Annotated in this window: 17 protein-coding genes; 9 read left to right on the top strand and 8 right to left on the bottom strand. The window is 68.9% G+C overall.

Annotated elements, in window-relative coordinates; genetic code table 11:
- The first annotated feature begins 40 nt into the window (after nucleotides 1-40).
- The 3 genes from OG303_RS30675 (at nucleotide 41) to OG303_RS30665 (ending at nucleotide 1,745) form a co-directional block, all read left to right on the top strand.
- Complete coding sequence (locus tag OG303_RS30675; protein ID WP_405872391.1) at nucleotides 41-562, top strand: hypothetical protein; 522 nt, start codon at nucleotides 41-43, stop codon at nucleotides 560-562.
- 279 nt (nucleotides 563-841) lie between these two features.
- Nucleotides 842-1,279, top strand: coding sequence for a hypothetical protein (locus OG303_RS30670; RefSeq protein ID WP_405872390.1), 438 nt, complete (start codon nucleotides 842-844; stop codon nucleotides 1,277-1,279).
- Between the two features lie 94 nt (nucleotides 1,280-1,373).
- Nucleotides 1,374-1,745, top strand: a complete 372-nt coding sequence (locus tag OG303_RS30665; protein WP_405872389.1) for a hypothetical protein — start codon at nucleotides 1,374-1,376, stop codon at nucleotides 1,743-1,745.
- Between the two features lie 515 nt (nucleotides 1,746-2,260).
- On the opposite strand, the gene OG303_RS30660 is transcribed toward OG303_RS30665, so the two are convergent.
- The gene (locus OG303_RS30660) at nucleotides 2,261-2,977 is read right to left on the bottom strand and encodes a SecDF P1 head subdomain-containing protein (RefSeq protein WP_405872388.1); all 717 of its coding nucleotides are present in this window, start codon (nucleotides 2,975-2,977) and stop codon (nucleotides 2,261-2,263) included.
- Complete coding sequence (locus OG303_RS30655) at nucleotides 2,974-3,525, bottom strand: SigE family RNA polymerase sigma factor (RefSeq protein WP_405872386.1); 552 nt, start codon at nucleotides 3,523-3,525, stop codon at nucleotides 2,974-2,976. Before OG303_RS30655 ends, OG303_RS30660 begins: the two co-directional genes overlap by 4 nt.
- 330 nt (nucleotides 3,526-3,855) lie before the next feature.
- Between OG303_RS30655 and OG303_RS30650 the strand changes: the two genes are divergently transcribed.
- Both OG303_RS30650 and OG303_RS30645 read left to right on the top strand, forming a co-directional pair.
- Entirely contained in the window at nucleotides 3,856-4,275 is a 420-nt protein-coding gene (locus OG303_RS30650) for a pyridoxamine 5'-phosphate oxidase family protein (RefSeq protein WP_405872385.1), read from the top strand.
- A 161-nt stretch (nucleotides 4,276-4,436) separates the two neighbouring features.
- Complete coding sequence (locus OG303_RS30645; RefSeq protein ID WP_405872384.1) at nucleotides 4,437-4,793, top strand: SH3 domain-containing protein; 357 nt, start codon at nucleotides 4,437-4,439, stop codon at nucleotides 4,791-4,793.
- Between the two features lie 275 nt (nucleotides 4,794-5,068).
- On the opposite strand, the gene OG303_RS30640 is transcribed toward OG303_RS30645, so the two are convergent.
- The 3 genes from OG303_RS30640 to OG303_RS30630 form a co-directional block, all read right to left on the bottom strand.
- The gene (locus OG303_RS30640; protein ID WP_405872382.1) at nucleotides 5,069-5,671 is read right to left on the bottom strand and encodes a nitroreductase family protein; all 603 of its coding nucleotides are present in this window, start codon (nucleotides 5,669-5,671) and stop codon (nucleotides 5,069-5,071) included.
- Between the two features lie 118 nt (nucleotides 5,672-5,789).
- Nucleotides 5,790-6,128 (bottom strand): hypothetical protein, encoded by a 339-nt coding sequence (locus OG303_RS30635; RefSeq protein ID WP_405872380.1) that lies wholly within the window; start codon nucleotides 6,126-6,128, stop codon nucleotides 5,790-5,792.
- Entirely contained in the window at nucleotides 6,125-6,661 is a 537-nt protein-coding gene (locus tag OG303_RS30630) for a DUF6232 family protein (protein WP_405872379.1), read from the bottom strand. Before OG303_RS30630 ends, OG303_RS30635 begins: the two co-directional genes overlap by 4 nt.
- A 396-nt stretch (nucleotides 6,662-7,057) precedes the next feature.
- On the opposite strand from OG303_RS30630, the gene OG303_RS30625 reads away from it, so the two are divergent.
- Nucleotides 7,058-8,023 (top strand): hydrolase, encoded by a 966-nt coding sequence (locus tag OG303_RS30625; protein ID WP_405872378.1) that lies wholly within the window; start codon nucleotides 7,058-7,060, stop codon nucleotides 8,021-8,023.
- A gap of 137 nt (nucleotides 8,024-8,160) precedes the next feature.
- Here the strand turns inward: OG303_RS30625 and OG303_RS30620 are convergent, their stop codons facing one another.
- A complete protein-coding gene (locus tag OG303_RS30620; protein WP_405872376.1) occupies nucleotides 8,161-8,895 on the bottom strand; it encodes a hypothetical protein in 735 nt (244 codons plus the stop codon).
- A 495-nt stretch (nucleotides 8,896-9,390) separates the two neighbouring features.
- On the opposite strand from OG303_RS30620, the gene OG303_RS30615 reads away from it, so the two are divergent.
- Together OG303_RS30615 and OG303_RS30610 are read left to right on the top strand one after the other, a co-directional pair.
- A complete protein-coding gene (locus tag OG303_RS30615) occupies nucleotides 9,391-9,693 on the top strand; it encodes a hypothetical protein (protein WP_405872374.1) in 303 nt (100 codons plus the stop codon).
- Nucleotides 9,694-9,877: 184 nt separating this feature from the next.
- The gene (locus OG303_RS30610) at nucleotides 9,878-11,368 is read left to right on the top strand and encodes an alginate lyase family protein (protein WP_405872373.1); all 1,491 of its coding nucleotides are present in this window, start codon (nucleotides 9,878-9,880) and stop codon (nucleotides 11,366-11,368) included.
- Between the two features lie 146 nt (nucleotides 11,369-11,514).
- Here the strand turns inward: OG303_RS30610 and OG303_RS30605 are convergent, their stop codons facing one another.
- The gene (locus OG303_RS30605; RefSeq protein WP_405872372.1) at nucleotides 11,515-12,903 is read right to left on the bottom strand and encodes a DUF445 domain-containing protein; all 1,389 of its coding nucleotides are present in this window, start codon (nucleotides 12,901-12,903) and stop codon (nucleotides 11,515-11,517) included.
- Between the two features lie 219 nt (nucleotides 12,904-13,122).
- On the opposite strand from OG303_RS30605, the gene OG303_RS30600 reads away from it, so the two are divergent.
- Nucleotides 13,123-14,457 carry an SGNH/GDSL hydrolase family protein gene (locus tag OG303_RS30600; protein ID WP_405872370.1) on the top strand — a complete coding sequence of 445 codons (1,335 nt, stop codon included), beginning with the start codon at nucleotides 13,123-13,125 and terminating at the stop codon, nucleotides 14,455-14,457.
- A 16-nt stretch (nucleotides 14,458-14,473) separates the two neighbouring features.
- On the opposite strand, the gene OG303_RS30595 is transcribed toward OG303_RS30600, so the two are convergent.
- A complete protein-coding gene (locus tag OG303_RS30595) occupies nucleotides 14,474-15,313 on the bottom strand; it encodes a DUF1707 domain-containing protein (RefSeq protein ID WP_405872368.1) in 840 nt (279 codons plus the stop codon).
- Nucleotides 15,314-15,320 lie beyond the last annotated feature (7 nt).

Raw genomic sequence — 15,320 nt, 5'->3', positions numbered from 1 at the left:
GTGTGCCTTACCTGAACCGCAGGATGACAGGGGGCAGGCCTTGTACACCCAGGAAGCGTTGGACAGAGCGATTGCCGAGTGGTTGGTTCGGGCACACCCGGCGCCGGAACAGGCTCGGGCCGAGTGGACAACCCAGGGCGTCGCCCTGCTGCCGCTCGGGGAGCGCTTCGCCGCTGTGCGCATGCCGTCCGACGTGGTCCACGCCGCTGTTGAGTCGGATAGTCGCCGCGAAGTGGCCGTGGCACTTGGCGAGTTACTGGGAGGCTCGGTCATCTTCGATCGCCGAGTCGCGGGCGGGACGTACTACGCCCTGATTCAGGGCCATGCCGGTCTCGTCTGGGCATACGACAACGTCGCGACCTGTCTTGGTCTCGGCACGTACTTGGGAGTGCCACGAATCGACCGGCAGCAGCCTCCCGGAACCTATTGGGTGGTTCCTCCTCGCTACGAAGGCGACTTGTGTGCGCCGCGGGCGATTACCGCTCTGATCAAAGCCGGCCGGCTGCAACTTGCCGAACTGGCTGACACCTCATCCCGAGAACGAATTCTTCGCAAGGTCTGACCTCCAGGACAGCCACGATTCGTCGCGTGGATGTCCTGGAGGAAGTCGGAGAAGCACGCGACTGGCCGACTTCAGTCTCGACTGGCTTCCGCCCCTACGTCGAACGGGCCTGGCACACCGCTCTGGTTCCACGGCGAGCACAAGAATCCCTCCCCCCGAGCACGACAGGCATATCGGCACTCAGGGAGAGGGCTACCCGAAGGTCCTCCAACTGTGAGGTGAATCAGTGCTCTACACAACCCCGTCAGGTCCGGGAACGATCACGAAGGGGGCGATCCGATGACCACCGCCGTAGCCACCGAATCGCGCACCGGCCGCTCCCTCGTCACCGACCCCGACTTCGACATGCTCGCCGCCTTCTGCGCCGACGAGTACGGCCTCGAACGCGGAGTCGCCGACCGCGTCATGGACCAGGCGCTCGCCCTGGTCCACGTGATGGGCTCGACAGGCGAAGGCGCCACCATGGCCCCCTCCCAGCAGGTCGACCCGGGCTGGCACACGCTCATCCTCCACACCGACTGGTACGCCAACTGGTGCCAGGAGCAGTTCGGTTACTTCCTCCATCACCAGCCCAACAGCAAGACCCGCACACGCGGCCTGATGACGGATGTCGTCGGGAAGATCCGCGCTGCAGGCTTCGAGGTCGACGAGCGGCTGTGGGGTACGGCTGCGGACTGCAATCCGCCTGCCTGCTGCGGCGACGGTCCCTGCTGCTGAGCAGTGGCCCCCAACCACTGACCCACTAGGGCGGGTTGGCCCTCCTTGGGCCAACCCGCCCGCCACTCCCCTGCCCCAGAACGGATACGTCCCCGTGCCCCTGACCGAGTTGACCGCGACCAGCCGCGTGACCGTCTTCCCCCTCGAAAGCCTCACCATCGCCTACACCACCCAGTCCAGCGACGAGCGCACGCTGGGGGACATCGGGCTCGTCACCGTCATCGACGAACAGAGCGACGGCGACGAGCTGTGGCACCTGGCCCGCGACCTCGGCGGCCGCAACACCGGTGGGGATCAGGCCCGTTGGATCCTCACCCAGGCAAGTCGTGCTCGGATGGTCAAGGCGTACACAGACCTACCGGACGCGACCTGGACGGCGTACATTCGCCGGCGCTTCGCCCTCGACGCACTCTTCGCGAACCATGACGTCCTGATGACCGGTCGGATCGAGCTGCCGTGCCTCTGAGCAGGATCCGTTGGATGGCACGCGACCTCCAACGGTCGATCTGATGAGCAACCGTCAAGAGTTGTGGTTTCGGGCTCCCGGGGTGGATCCGGTGATCTGGGCTGCTGCGACTCCTGTTTTCCTCGCGCACGTCCGAGTCGGGGTGGTTGAGGAACTGCTCGGTCAGCGGGCTGGCCTGCGGGTCGTGGGTGGCGTCGAGGATGTGGATCGTGTGAGAGAGGAGTTGGCTTCCCGTCGTCGGCATGGCCACAGCCGGCGGTTCGACCTGGTTCAAAGGCATGCGGTGGTGGTTGAACGCCTCGCCGATCGAGTGCAGGGGCGGGAATCGTCCACCTTGGTCACCGGTTCCAACGCCGTAGCAGGAGTTGGCTTTAGGCGCTGGGAAGCTCGCCCGGCGCCGCTACTCGCCGCGGGTGGAGTCGGTCTCCCAGAAGTCGGGTTTGCCCTGCGACATGGGGGAGTCCGGGGATGTGTGACTTGCGCCGGCTGTCAGTGCAGGTCACAGGGTATGCGGGTCACCTGCCGGTATCCAGCCGGAGGGCGAGGTCGTGGGCGGTGGCGCTGGTGAGGTCCCCGACGAAGGCCCCGACGATTTCGAGACGGCCGCCGGTGATCGAGGAGGTCACGAAGGGGTTGCCCCAGAGCTTGCCGTCGATGACGATGGCGAATCCGTTGCGCGGGGCCGGGGCCGCGGCGATGGAGCCGGTGAGGGCGGCGTACCGGGTCCGGTCGGCGGGGCTGAGGGTCACCTCGACCCGCCAGGTGCCGTCCATGGTGCTTTTCTCAGCCTTCGCGGAGGCGACACGGACGTCGGTCATGCCCCTGGCCCGGTCGGCGTGGATGCAGAACGCCGGGTGGCTCGCGCTCGCGTGCACGGTGTAGCCGCCGCTGCCACGGGTGCAGGCGTGCTCCGTGGAGGAGGTGACCGGCAGGATGGAGATCAGGGCCACCTTCTCGGTGTTCCCGGTGCCCCCTGCGGCGGGCTGAACTACGTGCGCTTGCTGGGTCGCGCCGTCCGCGACGGCCACCCAGGCGGTGGCGACCACCACGGCGGCGGCGATGCCGACCCCGGCGCGGGCCAGCCGCTGCCGCCGCCGGGCGACCTGCAATGCGCCGTCGGCCAGGCCGACCAGACAGGGACCGGCGGCATGACCGCCGCTCTCCCGGACATGGGCGTGCAAGGCATCGTGCAGCAACGTTTCGTGCAGCGGGTGTTCGGTCGAGTCGTTCATGCGATGACGCCCCTTCCGGAGGCAGTGGAGGAGGCGGCGGCCGACGGACCTGCCTCGGCCAAGGCGGTGCGGAGGGAGGCGAGGGCCTTGTGGGTCTGGCTGCGGACCGTCCCCTGGGCGACACCCAGAATCGCGGCGATCTCGGTGTCCGGCCGGTCCTCGAAGTAGCGCAGCACGATCACCGCGCGCTGGCGCTTGGGCAGCCGCCGCAGCGCGGCCATGATGTCCTGCCGCTGGACCACGGTGTCGGCCCAGTCGGCGCCCTGCGCGGACGGCTGGTCCGGCAGGGTGTCGGTGACCATCTCCCGTCCCCAGCTGAGCAGTCGGAAGCGGTCCACCTGGGCGTGGTAGATCGCCCGGCGCACATAGATCTCCGGCTGCTGCCGGTCGCGCAGCTTCGACCAACGCCGAGCGGTGGAGGCAAGCGCGGTCTGGAGCAGGTCGCGGCCCTGCTCCCAGTCCCCGGTCAGCAGGTAGGCCGTGTGCAGCAGCGATCTCGACCGCGCCGCCACGAACTCGCGGAACTCGCGTTCCTCGTCGGCGTTCAATGTGCCCTCCCTCGTTCCCCCGTAAAGACGGGTACAGAACGGAGTTCGACTGCCTTGCCGGTCAGACTTTCTCGACCACGACGCTGCCAGGCTCCTCGCGCGGAGCCTCGTGGCGGTTCATACGGGTACTCGTCGCACGAGGGCTTGGTGCCGTCGTCGTTGGGGTCGACGGTCCACCAGATGTCGCCCGGCTTGGGCTGGACGCTGGGGCCGCTGACTTCCATGCGGTTCTGGGTGGCCTGGTCCCTCGACGAAGCCCTGCCTTCTGGAGCAACGCATAAGCGCGGCCGATGGCGTTCCCGCTCGCCCCGATGCCGTTACGTTGCACAAATGGACCGAAATGCACTCATCCAATTCGTCCGCGCCCGCCGGCTCGCCGTACTCGCCACCACCTCGGCCGACGGGCACCCGCAAGCCGCAGTGATCGGGGTCGCGGCGACCGATGCCGGCGACCTCGTCTTCGATACGACGCGGGGGTCCCGTAAGTTCGCCAACCTCTGTAGGCAGCCGCGTGTGGCCCTGGTCGTCGGGTTCGACTGGGGGGACGAGCAGACTGTCCAACTCGAAGGTGTCGCAGGGGAGATCTCGCCGGACGACCCGGATGTGAACGTGTACTGCGACCAGATTCCAACCGGGCGGGAGCGGGCGGTGTGGCCGGACATCGTCTACGTGCGGGTGCGGCCGGACTGGGGGCGCCACAGCGACTATCGCCCGGGGAGTTCGGGAGTGCAGGAGATCTCGCTGCCCTGAACCACAGCGGGCAGGTGTAGGGGGCGTCGAGTGTCGTGGCCCGGGGACGCCGTCAACGTCTCAGTTCCGTAATGCCAGTTGACGCATCGAGTCTTGATGATCTTGACTCTGGACGTCAATTCGTAAAGGCATCACATGATGCTCACGCAAACGGGGAATCCATGCGCATACGTCAGGCCATGACGGCTCTTTCCTTGACCGCCTCACTCGCTGTTCCGGGGCTGGTCCTCGCTGCCGCTCCGGCCCAGGCGGCCTCGGGCTGCTACATCAAGGCGAGCTCGGCGAACCTCCGCTCCAAGGCGTCCACCAGCTCCACGAGCCTGGGCGTGGCCTACAAGAACAACAAGTGCACCGAGAAGACTTCGACCTACGCCGGTGGCCACAGCTGGTACAAGGTCAAGATGACGACCGGCAACGCCAAGGGCGTCACCGGCTGGGTCCGGGACGACCTGATTCACCTGCCCGGCGATGACGTCGGCACCTGCATCCCGGAAGACACGTCGTGCCACACGGGCTGACCACCTGACGTGGGTACATCGGGCCCCGGCGCCACTGGCGTCGGGGCCCTCTTCCTGTTCAGAAGGCACCAGCGGGGGTGTCTGCCCGGCGGTCGGGCAACGCTCTCCAACTCGTGGGCAACGCTCTCCCAATCGTGGGCAACGCTCTCCAACTCGTGGGCAACGCCCTCGATCCCGCCCGCAAGCAGCCCGTCCGCTGCGGCCTCTCCCTGCCTGTGCTGGGCGGCTGAAGCGGGCCGACGTCGAAAAGGAGGAGACCGCCACCGCCGGTCTCCTCATGCATTCCGCCCCCACTGCCCGCGGTGGATGACGTCCTCCGCGCCCCGTCGGCGTGCCGCGATACGGGCACCCTGCGCGGGCACGTCGTCGGCGCGGTGGCCGACCGTGATCCCACCGATGGGGGCGTACTCCTCCGGGATCCCGAACTCCGCCCGGAACGGCTGCAGTTGCTCCGGCATGATGCCGAAGAAGCAGGCGCCGAGACCTTCGTCCACGGCGGTCAGGAGCATGAGGAGGGCTGCCATTCCCGTGTCGATGTGCCAGTACGGGGCGGGCCAGCGGGCCTCGGCGCGGTCCTCCCAGCCCTTGTCCGGTTCGGCGTAGCGCGCGAGATAGGCGGCCTTGTGGGCCAGGGGGACCACGACCAGCGGGGCGTCCTGCATGGTCGGCGTCTGTTCGACCCGGGTGGGGACGAACGGCCAGAAGCGGGCGCGGTCGGCCGGATCGGTCAGAGCGAGGAACGCCCAGCCCTGCGAGAAGCCGGCCGAGGGCGCCCGGAGTGCGGAGGCGAGGATGCGCTCGATCACCTCCGGGGACAGCGGCTTGTCGGAGTAGTGCCGGATCATGCGGCGACGACGGACCACCTCGGAGAATTCCATGTCGGCCGATCCTGCCACGAGCCCGCCCGGGAACTTGCCTCCAACTTGCCGCGAACTCCCGGTCCAGCGGCGCCGGTTGAGGCGCTCGTCGCCTCCCCTCGCCCAGCCTCGCCCTGCCTCACCCCCCGAACAGCGCCATGACCCGGCGTACCGCCTCGACCACCGGGACTCCGACCTGGCCGACCATCGTCGCGACGCCTGCGATGGCCGTCAGGGCCCGACGCATGGTTCCGGGATCGGCGTTGGCGCCGTTGCCGATGGTCTGGAGGGAATCGTCGATGACCTGGCGGTCCTCGGCCGAGACCTGGCCGCGCATTACCTGAATTGCCTGGATCATGTCCCTGAAGGCCGCCTGCGGATCCGCAGCGGACGCCTGGTTCTTGTAAATTCCGGTATTTCCGGAGCCGCCGATCTGGGTGACCGCGTCACCGATGTGAAAGTTGCCGCCGTCGTTCAACTTCCTACCCTCTTTCCGACGTTGCCGATGCCGCCGATCTGATTGATCTTGTCGCCGATGTGGGTGCTGTTGTAGTTAATGATCTGGGTGCGGAATTCGGCGTGCGGGTTGGATATCGCGTCCATGATCCCGAGGACGAGCCCGCCCACCTCGCGTGCGTCCGTACTGACCAACACCGCGCGGGGAGTACCCGAGGTCTCGATGACCAGCGCGTAGTACGTCCGCGTCATCAGGACCTTCAGGAGCTGGGCGGCGAAGACGGCGACCATGACCACCGCGAAGACCACCACACCGCGCAGGGCGTCCTGTCCGCTGCCACTGGGCCAGTCGACTCTGCCGATCACGGCCACGGCGGCCACCGTCAGGATTGCCAGAATCAGAAGGGACTTGAGGAAACGCCCCACGGCCGCCATTCGATCAGGTTCGATCCTGATCGTCGTCGCGCGGGCGATGTTGTGCAGTGGATACGCCTCGGCCCCGACCCAGAGAACTCGTCGGCTCACCCGGACATCAATGACCTCACTTTTGGCCATGCCGGATCCTTCCCCCGAAGCGGACATAGTCCGCAGTGCTGGAAAGCATCCTCCCGAACTTCCCCCTCCACAAGCGAAATTGGGAAATGCGACCGGGTCGGGTTGCACGTGGCGCTCCATTTCTCTCCGACCTCAGCCGTAACTCCAAAGCTCGCACGAATGGCCGAATTAATACGGGCCGGGCCACCACCCTTGGCCACATTGCGTGCTCACGTCAAAGAGAAGATCAAGCAGCGGCCAAGAATCCGTACGCGCCCTGCCCGCGACGCCGGTGCCGTGTGTACCGTCCAGCCTTGTGTCGAGCGGCGGTTGCCTCTTCAACTGCCGTTCTACGCGCGAAGATTCGACACCCGCACCGCCTCTCCATCCCCCCACCCCCCACTCATGGAGCCCCCCATGGAGGTCCACCGGATGTTCGGCCTTGGCACGTCCCTTGGCACGTCCCGCCGCGGATTCACCACCGCTCTCACCGTGTTCGGCCTGCTGACCACGGGCGCCGCCGTCCAGGCGTCCACCGCCACCCCCGCCGCCGCGGCCACCACGCACCGCGTCCTGTTCGACAACGCCCATGCCGAGACGGCCGGCAACGCCGACTGGATCGTCTCGACCAGCCAGCCCGACCCGCTCTCCCAGGACTCCTCCCCGTCCTCCGAGACCGACTGGACGGGCGCCCTGTCCTCCTGGGGCGTGGCCCTGCAGAAGACCGGCGACTACAGCCTGAAGACGCTGCCGTCGGGCTCCAGCCTCAGCTACGGCGGCTCGTCGGCGACCGACCTGTCGAAGTTCGACACACTGGTCCTGCCCGAGCCGAACACGGAGTTCACGACGGCCGAGAAGACGGCGATCATGAACTTCGTCAAGAACGGCGGCGGCCTGTTCATGATCTCCGACCACACCGGCTCCGACCGCAACAACGACGGCGCCGACGCGGTCGACATCCTCAACGACCTGATGACCGACAACAGCGTGGACAGCGACGACCCGTTCGGGTTCTCCATCGACTCGCTGAACATCAGCTCCGGCTACCCGAAGGCGATCAGCGACAGCAGCGACCCGGTGCTGCACGGCTCTTTCGGTACGGTCACCAAGAGCCTGATCGCCAACGGTACGACCGCCACCCTCACGCCCTCCGACAACGCGAACGTCAAGGGCCTGCTCTATCGCAGCGGTTACTCCGGCAACACCGGCGCCTTCTTCCTGACCAGCACCTACGGCAGCGGCAAGATCGCCTTCTGGGGCGACAGTTCACCGATCGACGACGGCACCGGCCAGTCCGGCAACACGCTCTACGACGGCTGGAACGACACCGGCGCCACCAACGCCGCCCTCGCACTCAACGCGACCGAATGGCTCTCTTCGTGAGCCGCTGAGCGCGGAAGCCGAAGCGGAAGCGGAAGCGGAAGCGGAATGAGGGACCCGGGGTCAACTCCCCCCGGGTCTCTCACCGTTGATGACTCGCCCGATCAGCCCGCCAGCCCACCAGCCCACCAGCAGCCCCGTCAGCGAAGCAGTGCCCGCCGCAGAGTGAGGCCATGACGTGTCTGGAGCCGCCTGAGTTCCCAGAGGCTCACCGCGGTGATGGACAGCGGTCCGCCGAAGGTGAGGGCCATCCTCACCCCGAAGGGCGCGCCTTCGTAGGCACCCGTGACCAGGTCGGAGATGGCGAGTTCCCACACCAGCAACGTCGCCAGCACCGGCGGCAGCGCCTCGTGGACGTCAGCGGTGCGGAACACGTGGACCAGGGCCATGGCGATGCCGTAGAACACGAACGGCACGATCCACAGCAGGACGAAGAGCAGGAAAGCGAGCTGGGCGTAGGCCTCCGGGGACGGCTTCGCGTTCTTGGAGAGGTGTACGAGCGGGGTGTCGGCGATCAGCAGGATCGAGCCGATCGAGCCGATCAGTGCGGCCAGTGCTCCCAGCGGTTTCAGCGCGCGCCGCAGGAAGACCTGCCGGTTGGGCGGGCGGGTCGCGGCGATGAACACCGCCAGGACGATCGGGAACGTGATCGCCGTCATGTTCACGGAGGCTTCGATCTGATCCCCGCGCTGGTCCACCAGGTCCTTGGTGTCCACCGCGAGCCGGTACACCATCGCGATCAGGACCACCGCGCCGAAGCCGATCACCGAACGCCAGACCTGGACCTTCTTCACGGCCGGGTCCTCCACCCGGTCGGGCCGTGAGGGCGTGAACACCGCGCGGCCGACCGCGATCGGGTTGAGCAAGCGCCACATCCGGCGCACCCATGAGGGACGGCGTTGCGGAACCAGCAGCCCAGGCGGCCACCCCGGCACCGGAGCCGGACCTCCCGGCGGAGGCGGCGGCCACCCCTGCGCCGGGGGCCACCCCGGAGCCGGGGGCGGACCTCCCGGTGGACCCGGTGGTTGTCCGCCGTACGGTCCCCAAGGGCCTCCGCCCGCGCCACTCATCGCCTTCCCCCGTTCCTGTGCCGCTCCTGTGCGGCCACATCGCCCGAGAGCATACGCAAACGGCAACCGGCTCAAACGGTGACTCGAAGCGACCTCCTCGACCCCTTCACCGACGCCCGTCCGGGGCAGCCGGCTCGAGGTACGCCGCGATCACCTCGTACAGGCGCTCCGGTTGGCAGGAAGAGGAGAGGAGAGGAGAGGAGAGAAAGGAGGAGTTGACAACACTCGACTCAAGTTCGTCCCGCCTTTCGCCCTGGGAGTTAGCCTCGGGCACATCAGTCAAAGCGGTAGGAGGCAGGCATGGCCAAGGTTCCCAGTGCGGTGGTCGCCGCGGGCGGGCTCGTCGGCGGGTACGGCGTGGCCCGCTGGACCAGGAAGCGGCAGCTGGGCGGGGCCGTGCTGGCCGTCGCGGGGGCCACGGCCGCGACGCAGTGGCGGCAGCAGGCCGGCGGGAAGGCCGCCGGCGCGCTGACGGCCGCGTATGTCGCCGCTTTCGGGGCGTCCCATCCGCTGGCCAAGAAGGTCGGCGCCTGGCCCGCCGTGTTCGGGATGGCCGGTGCCGTGGCGCTCGCCTCCTGGGTGGTCGCCGACCGCAGGGCCTGACGCGGAGGGCCTGGCGTCCAGACCTGGCAGGGAAGCCTGATACCGAGGCCTGACGCGCAGGAGCTCGCGGGGAGGGGCGCCGGGATGTTACGCCCGGTGCCCCTGGTGCGTGTCTGGTGCGTGTGTCGCGCACGGTGGCCGTCCAGTTTTCGTTATCGGCCCCGCCCCCGGCCGTCTCCGTGGCATGCATGTGACACGACAGATCAGCCGCCGCACCATGCTCAAGGCCACCGGCGCCGCCGCCGGAGCCGTCGGAATCGCCACGGCCGCCGGCGCGGCCCCCGCAGTGGCCGCCGGTACGTCCTACGCGCACCCCGGTCTCCTGCACACCGGCGCCGACCTGGCCCGTATGGCCGCGAAGGTGAAGGCGGGCGCCGCGCCCCACACCGCCGGGTACGCCAAGCTGACCGCCAACAGGCATGCGCAGAGCGGCTGGACGGCCAACCCCCAGGCCACCGTGTACCGCGGCGCGGGCTCCCCGCAGAACTACGCGGCCCTCTACAACGACATCCACGCCGCCTACCAGAACGCCCTGCGCTACCACGTCGGCGGCGACAGCGCCCACGCCGACACCGCCGTCGCGATCCTCAACGCCTGGTCGGCGAAGCTGACGTCTCTCGCCGGGAGCGCGGACCGGTTCCTCGCCGCCGGGCTGTACGGCTACCAGGCCGCCAACGCCGCCGAACTCGTCCGGGACCACGGCGACTTCGAGCTCGGCCGGTTCCAGGAGATGCTCAGCAAGGTCTTCGCCCCGATCAGCGACGACTTCCTGGTTCACCACAACAACGCCGTCGTCACCAACTACTGGACCAACTGGGACCTGTGCGCCATGGCGTGCGTCCTGGCCACCGGCATCTTCTGCGACGACAAGGCCCAAGTCGCCCGCGCCGTCGACTACTTCAAGAACGGTGCCGGGCTCGGGTCGATCAAGCACGCCATTCCCGTCGTGCACGACGACGGGCTCGGCGAGTGGCTGGAGGCCGGGCGGGACCAGGGACACTCGTTGCTCGGGGTCGGACTGATGGGCACCTTCTGCGAGATGGCCTGGAACCAGGGGATCGACCTGTACGGCTACGACGACAACCGCTTCCTCAAGGGCGCGCAGTACGTGGCCAAGTGGAGCATGGGCGGGGACGTGTCGTACACCGCCAACACCCGCCGGAAGGGGGCGGTGGGCGGCTGGTCCGGTACCGAGACCGCCACAGCCGCCGCCGGTGTGGATCCGAACATGCAGCGGCCGATCTGGGCGATGATCGCCAACCACTACACCAAGCGCCGTGGCCTGTCCGCCACTTACCTCACTCGGATCGCCGCCAAGGCAGCGCCCGAGGGTGGCGGTGGGGACTACGGGCCCAACAGTGGGGGGTACGACCAGCTCGGGTTCGGGACGTTGGCGTATACGCGGGACAAGATGATGACGAAGGCCACGGCGAGGCCGGCCCCGGCGGGCTCGGCATCAGCCTCGGCCTCGGGCGCCGACTCCGGTCCTCGTCCGCAGACGGAGGCGACGGCGGCGGTCTCCGCTTCCGCGTCCCCCACCACCGGCGGCGACCTCGCCGCGACCGGCTCCGGCGACGTCATCGGCTGGACGGCCGCCGCGGGGGTCACCGCAGTCGCGGGCGGCCTGCTCTTCATGCGGCGCCGCGACCAGGTTCGACACGACGGCGCTCAGTAGGAACCGAGGCGGGCGGGGAGTCGGGTGGTGATGGTACGGCCGGTGTCGCCGGTCGCGGCTTCGGCGCTGGGCATGGGCTCCCTCCTCGTCGAGCGAAGCGAACCCGTGCCGGGTGTCCCGGGCCGGCGGCCCTGCTCCCCGGGGCGTTACGCCCCCAGCGCCCGCGACACCGTATAGATCAGGAGTCCCGCCAGCGAGCCGACCACCGTGCCGTTGATCCGGATGAACTGCAGGTCGCGGCCGATGTGGGCCTCGATCTTGCGGGTCGTGTGCTCGGCGTCCCAGCCGGCCACCGTGTCCGTGATCAGGGAGGTGATCTCCTTGCGGTAGGTGGTGACCACGTACACCGCCGCGCCCTCCACCCAGCCGTCGACCTTCGCCTGCAGCTTCGGTTCGACCGCCATCCGCGCCCCGAGCGACAGCAGCGAGGCCCGCACGCGCAGCCGCAGTTCGCTGCGCTCGTCCTCCGCCGCCGAGACGATCATGGAGCGTACGGCGGTCCAGGCGGAGGCGATCAGGTCCTGGACCTCGCCGCGGCCCAGCACCTCGCCCTTGAGGCGCTCCACACGCGCGCGTGTGTCCGTGTCGGACTGCAGGTCGGAGGCGAAGTCGGTGAGGAAGCGGTCGAGGGCGCCGCGGGCCGGGTGGGAGGGCATGTCGCGCATCTCGGTGACGAAGCGCAGCAGTTCCTTGTAGACGCGCTCGCCGACTCTCTTGTCGACGAAGCGGGGGGTCCAGCCGGGGGCGCCGCCCTGCACGGCGTCCATGATCTCCGCGTCGTGCCACACGAGCCAGTCGTGCGCGCGCGTGACGATCAGGTCGACGACCCTCCGGTGACCGCCGTCGGCGACGACCCTCTCCAGCATCTTCCCGATGCCGGGCGCGATCTCCTGGGCGTCCGCGCGCCGGGTGATCGCCTCGCCCACCACCGCCTGGACGTCCGAGTCGCGGAGCACGGTCAGCGCGCCGCGCAGGGCCGCCGACAGCTCCGCCGTCACCCGGTCCGCGTGGTCCGGCACCCCGAGCCACGCGCCCAGCCGGCTGCCGATGCCGACGGCGCGCAGCCGCTGCCGTACGACGTCCTCCGAGAGGAAGTTCTCGCCGACGAACTCGCCCAGCGACACTCCCAGCTGGTCCTTCTTGTTCGGGATGATCGCGGTGTGCGGGATGGGCAGACCCAGCGGGTGCCGGAACAGGGCCGTGACCGCGAACCAGTCGGCGAGCGCGCCGACCATGCCGGCCTCGGCGGCCGCGGCGACATAGCCCGTCCAGGGGCCGGCCCCTGAGTTCTCCGCCCACTTCGCGAGGACGTAGACCACCGCGACGAACAGCAGCAGCCCGGCCGCGGTGAGCTTCATGCGGCGCACCCCGCGCTGCTTCTCCTCGTCGGCGGCACTGAAGGTCGTCATCGCGCGCGCGGCCGAGGCGGGGACGGTTCGCTCACCCGCCGAGTCCGGACGGTTACCCGCCCGGTCCGGGCGGGAATGCTGAACTACGTCACTCGCACCCGTTTCATCCGGATTAGTGCGTTCCATTCACTCCACCCGTTCGTGATCCCCTGCACACATTGTCCCTTCCTGACCGACTCCTGGAACGGAACAAGAGTTCCCGGCGTCTGTCGGGATGGGGAAGCTCATCCTGAACTCCGGCGGCCCAAAGGGGGGTCCTGTTCAACTACCCCTCATCCCATGACGCATCATGGGGTGATCACATCGGAGCCTCGGGCTCCCATTCGCCCGAGGAGACCGCACCGCATGACCAAGCGTCACGGTTATGCCCTGCTTTCCGCGATCATCGCCGTGGTCGTGGGCCTTTCCGCCGCCATATACGTCGGAGCCGCGGCCGACGAGGGCAGCACCAGCACGAACGCCCTCGGTAAGGGGGGCGCCCCGCACAACTCCGCCGCCCCCGCCTCCACCGGCATCTGGGTCGGCTCCTGGTCCGCCTCCCCGGTCGGCGCCGAGCCCGGCACCGAGACGAACGGCATGGCGGGCCTCTCGGTCCGCAACGTCGTGCACGCGAGCGTGGGCGGTACGAGCGCCCGCATCACCCTCTCCAACCTCTACGGCCAGTCGGCGCTGACCATCACGCACGCCTCGATCGCCGTGGCCGTCGCCTCCGACACCGCGGCCGCGTCCACGGACACCATGCGGCGGCTGACCTTCGGCGGCAGCACCGCGGTCGTCATCCCGGCCGGCCAGCAGGTCCTCAGCGACGCCGTCCGCATCGTCATCCCGCAGGACAGCGACGTGCTGGTCACCACGTACTCCCCCACCCGTTCCGGCCCGGTCACCTACCACCCGCACGCACGCCAGCTCTCCTACGTCGCCGAGGGCGACCTCACCGAGGACGTGACCGGCACCGGGTACACCGAGCAGACGCCGTTCTGGCGTTACCTCACCGCGCTGGACATGCTGAGCAACGATTCGGACGGCACCGTCGTCGCCTTCGGCGACTCCCTCACCGACGGCATAACGTCCACCCAGGGCGCCAACCACCGCTGGACGGACGCCCTTTCGGAGCGGCTGCGCACGGCGATCGAGTCCGGCCAGGACGTGCCGCGCTACAGCGTCGTCAACCAGGGCATCAGCGGCAACCAGATCCTCGCCAACGGCCTGGGCCGGCCCGCCGACAACCAGAGCGGCCTCGGGCGCTTCTCCCGCGACGCCCTCGCGCGCACGGACGTCAAGGTCGTCATCATCGACCTCGGCGTCAACGACATCCTGCGCAACCCCCGCCTCGCCGACCCGAACAAGATCCTCGACGGACTGCGCACACTGGTCCGCCAGGCACACGCCCGCGGCATCAAGGTCATCGGCGCGACCCTTATGCCCTTCCAGGGCCACCGCGGTTACACCCCGGCCCGCGAGGCGGTACGGCAGCAGGTCAACGCGGAGATCCGCTCGGGCCGGGTCTACGACGCCGTCGTCGACTTCGACAAGGCACTGCGGGACCCGTACAACCCGCGCAGGCTGCGCTCCGACTACGACTCGGGCGACCATCTCCACCCGAGCGACAAGGGCTACGCGCAGATGGCGCAGGTCTTCGACCTGAAGACCCTGAAGGGCTCGGCGCCGGCCGAACTGTAGGCGCGGCAGGGGCGGTTCAGTAGTCGCGGTAGCGGCGCCTGTCCCGCTCCTCGCGCCGTTCCCGGTGCCGCTCGCGCCGTTCGTCGTGCCGCTGCCGCCGCTCGTCGTGCAGATCGCGCCGCCACTCGCGGTGCTCCTCGAGCATCCGGTGGTGATCGGAGAACCCCTCGCCCAGCGCGTGCCCGGCCCTGCGGTCCAGCTTCTCCTGGCGGCGCTCCTCCTTCAGGCGGCGCCGCTCCTCCCGGGTCACCTTGCGCTCGATGCCGACGCCGCCCCAGAAGGCGAAGCCCTTCACGATCACGCGCGGCCCCCCGGGCTCACCGGGCACGCCCTCCTCGCGGTGGTCGAACCCGCCCATGATCCCGATGCCGCGCACGACGACCTCGACACCCGGCGGCACGATGACGTTCACCCCGCCCATGATCGCGACGCAGTTGATCTCGACCTCGCGGTCCGCGAAGTTCGCCTCGCGCAGGTCGATCTCCCCGCCGCCCCAGAAGGCGAAGCAGTTGAACACCTTCGGCACGGTCCAGCGCCCCTTGCGCTGGAACCCCGACATCACGGCGACCGCCCACGACGAGGATCCCTCGCCGCCGACGATCCGCCCGGCCCGACTCCCGCTCTGCACGGGCTCCTTGACCAGCGAGACGGGAGGAGCGGCGACCCCGTCGCCCGGCAGGTCGCGGGTGATCGGCGTCAATTCGCCGTACGTCCGCGCCTTGTAGGTGGCCTCCAGCCGCTCCTCGAACTCCTCCATGTCGAGACGGCCCTCCGCGAGGGCGTCCCGCAGGACCTCGGCGACTCGTTCACGATCGGCGTCGGAAGCGCGAAGCTCCGGGACTGCGTCGTCCGTCATACCAAAC

Source organism: Streptomyces sp. NBC_00005 (assembly GCF_045160215.1).
GTDB lineage: Bacteria > Actinomycetota > Actinomycetes > Streptomycetales > Streptomycetaceae > Streptomyces.
This window is presented reverse-complemented; position numbering and strand designations above follow the sequence as displayed.

Bases quoted from the DNA above. Each gene is read 5' to 3' on its own strand.
- OG303_RS30595 (WP_405872368.1), bottom strand. From the start codon at position 15,313: ATGACGGACGACGCAGTCCCGGAGCTTCGCGCTTCCGACGCCGATCGT.
- OG303_RS30640 (WP_405872382.1), bottom strand. From the start codon at position 5,671: ATGGAATTCTCCGAGGTGGTCCGTCGTCGCCGCATGATCCGGCACTAC.
- OG303_RS30630 (WP_405872379.1), bottom strand. From the start codon at position 6,661: ATGGCCAAAAGTGAGGTCATTGATGTCCGGGTGAGCCGACGAGTTCTC.
- OG303_RS30600 (WP_405872370.1), top strand. From the start codon at position 13,123: ATGACCAAGCGTCACGGTTATGCCCTGCTTTCCGCGATCATCGCCGTG.
- OG303_RS30615 (WP_405872374.1), top strand. From the start codon at position 9,391: ATGGCCAAGGTTCCCAGTGCGGTGGTCGCCGCGGGCGGGCTCGTCGGC.
- OG303_RS30625 (WP_405872378.1), top strand. From the start codon at position 7,058: ATGGAGGTCCACCGGATGTTCGGCCTTGGCACGTCCCTTGGCACGTCC.
- OG303_RS30605 (WP_405872372.1), bottom strand. From the start codon at position 12,903: ATGGAACGCACTAATCCGGATGAAACGGGTGCGAGTGACGTAGTTCAG.
- OG303_RS30660 (WP_405872388.1), bottom strand. From the start codon at position 2,977: ATGAACGACTCGACCGAACACCCGCTGCACGAAACGTTGCTGCACGAT.
- OG303_RS30620 (WP_405872376.1), bottom strand. From the start codon at position 8,895: ATGTGGCGCTTGCTCAACCCGATCGCGGTCGGCCGCGCGGTGTTCACG.
- OG303_RS30670 (WP_405872390.1), top strand. From the start codon at position 842: ATGACCACCGCCGTAGCCACCGAATCGCGCACCGGCCGCTCCCTCGTC.
- OG303_RS30610 (WP_405872373.1), top strand. From the start codon at position 9,878: ATGCATGTGACACGACAGATCAGCCGCCGCACCATGCTCAAGGCCACC.
- OG303_RS30645 (WP_405872384.1), top strand. From the start codon at position 4,437: ATGCGCATACGTCAGGCCATGACGGCTCTTTCCTTGACCGCCTCACTC.
- OG303_RS30650 (WP_405872385.1), top strand. From the start codon at position 3,856: ATGGACCGAAATGCACTCATCCAATTCGTCCGCGCCCGCCGGCTCGCC.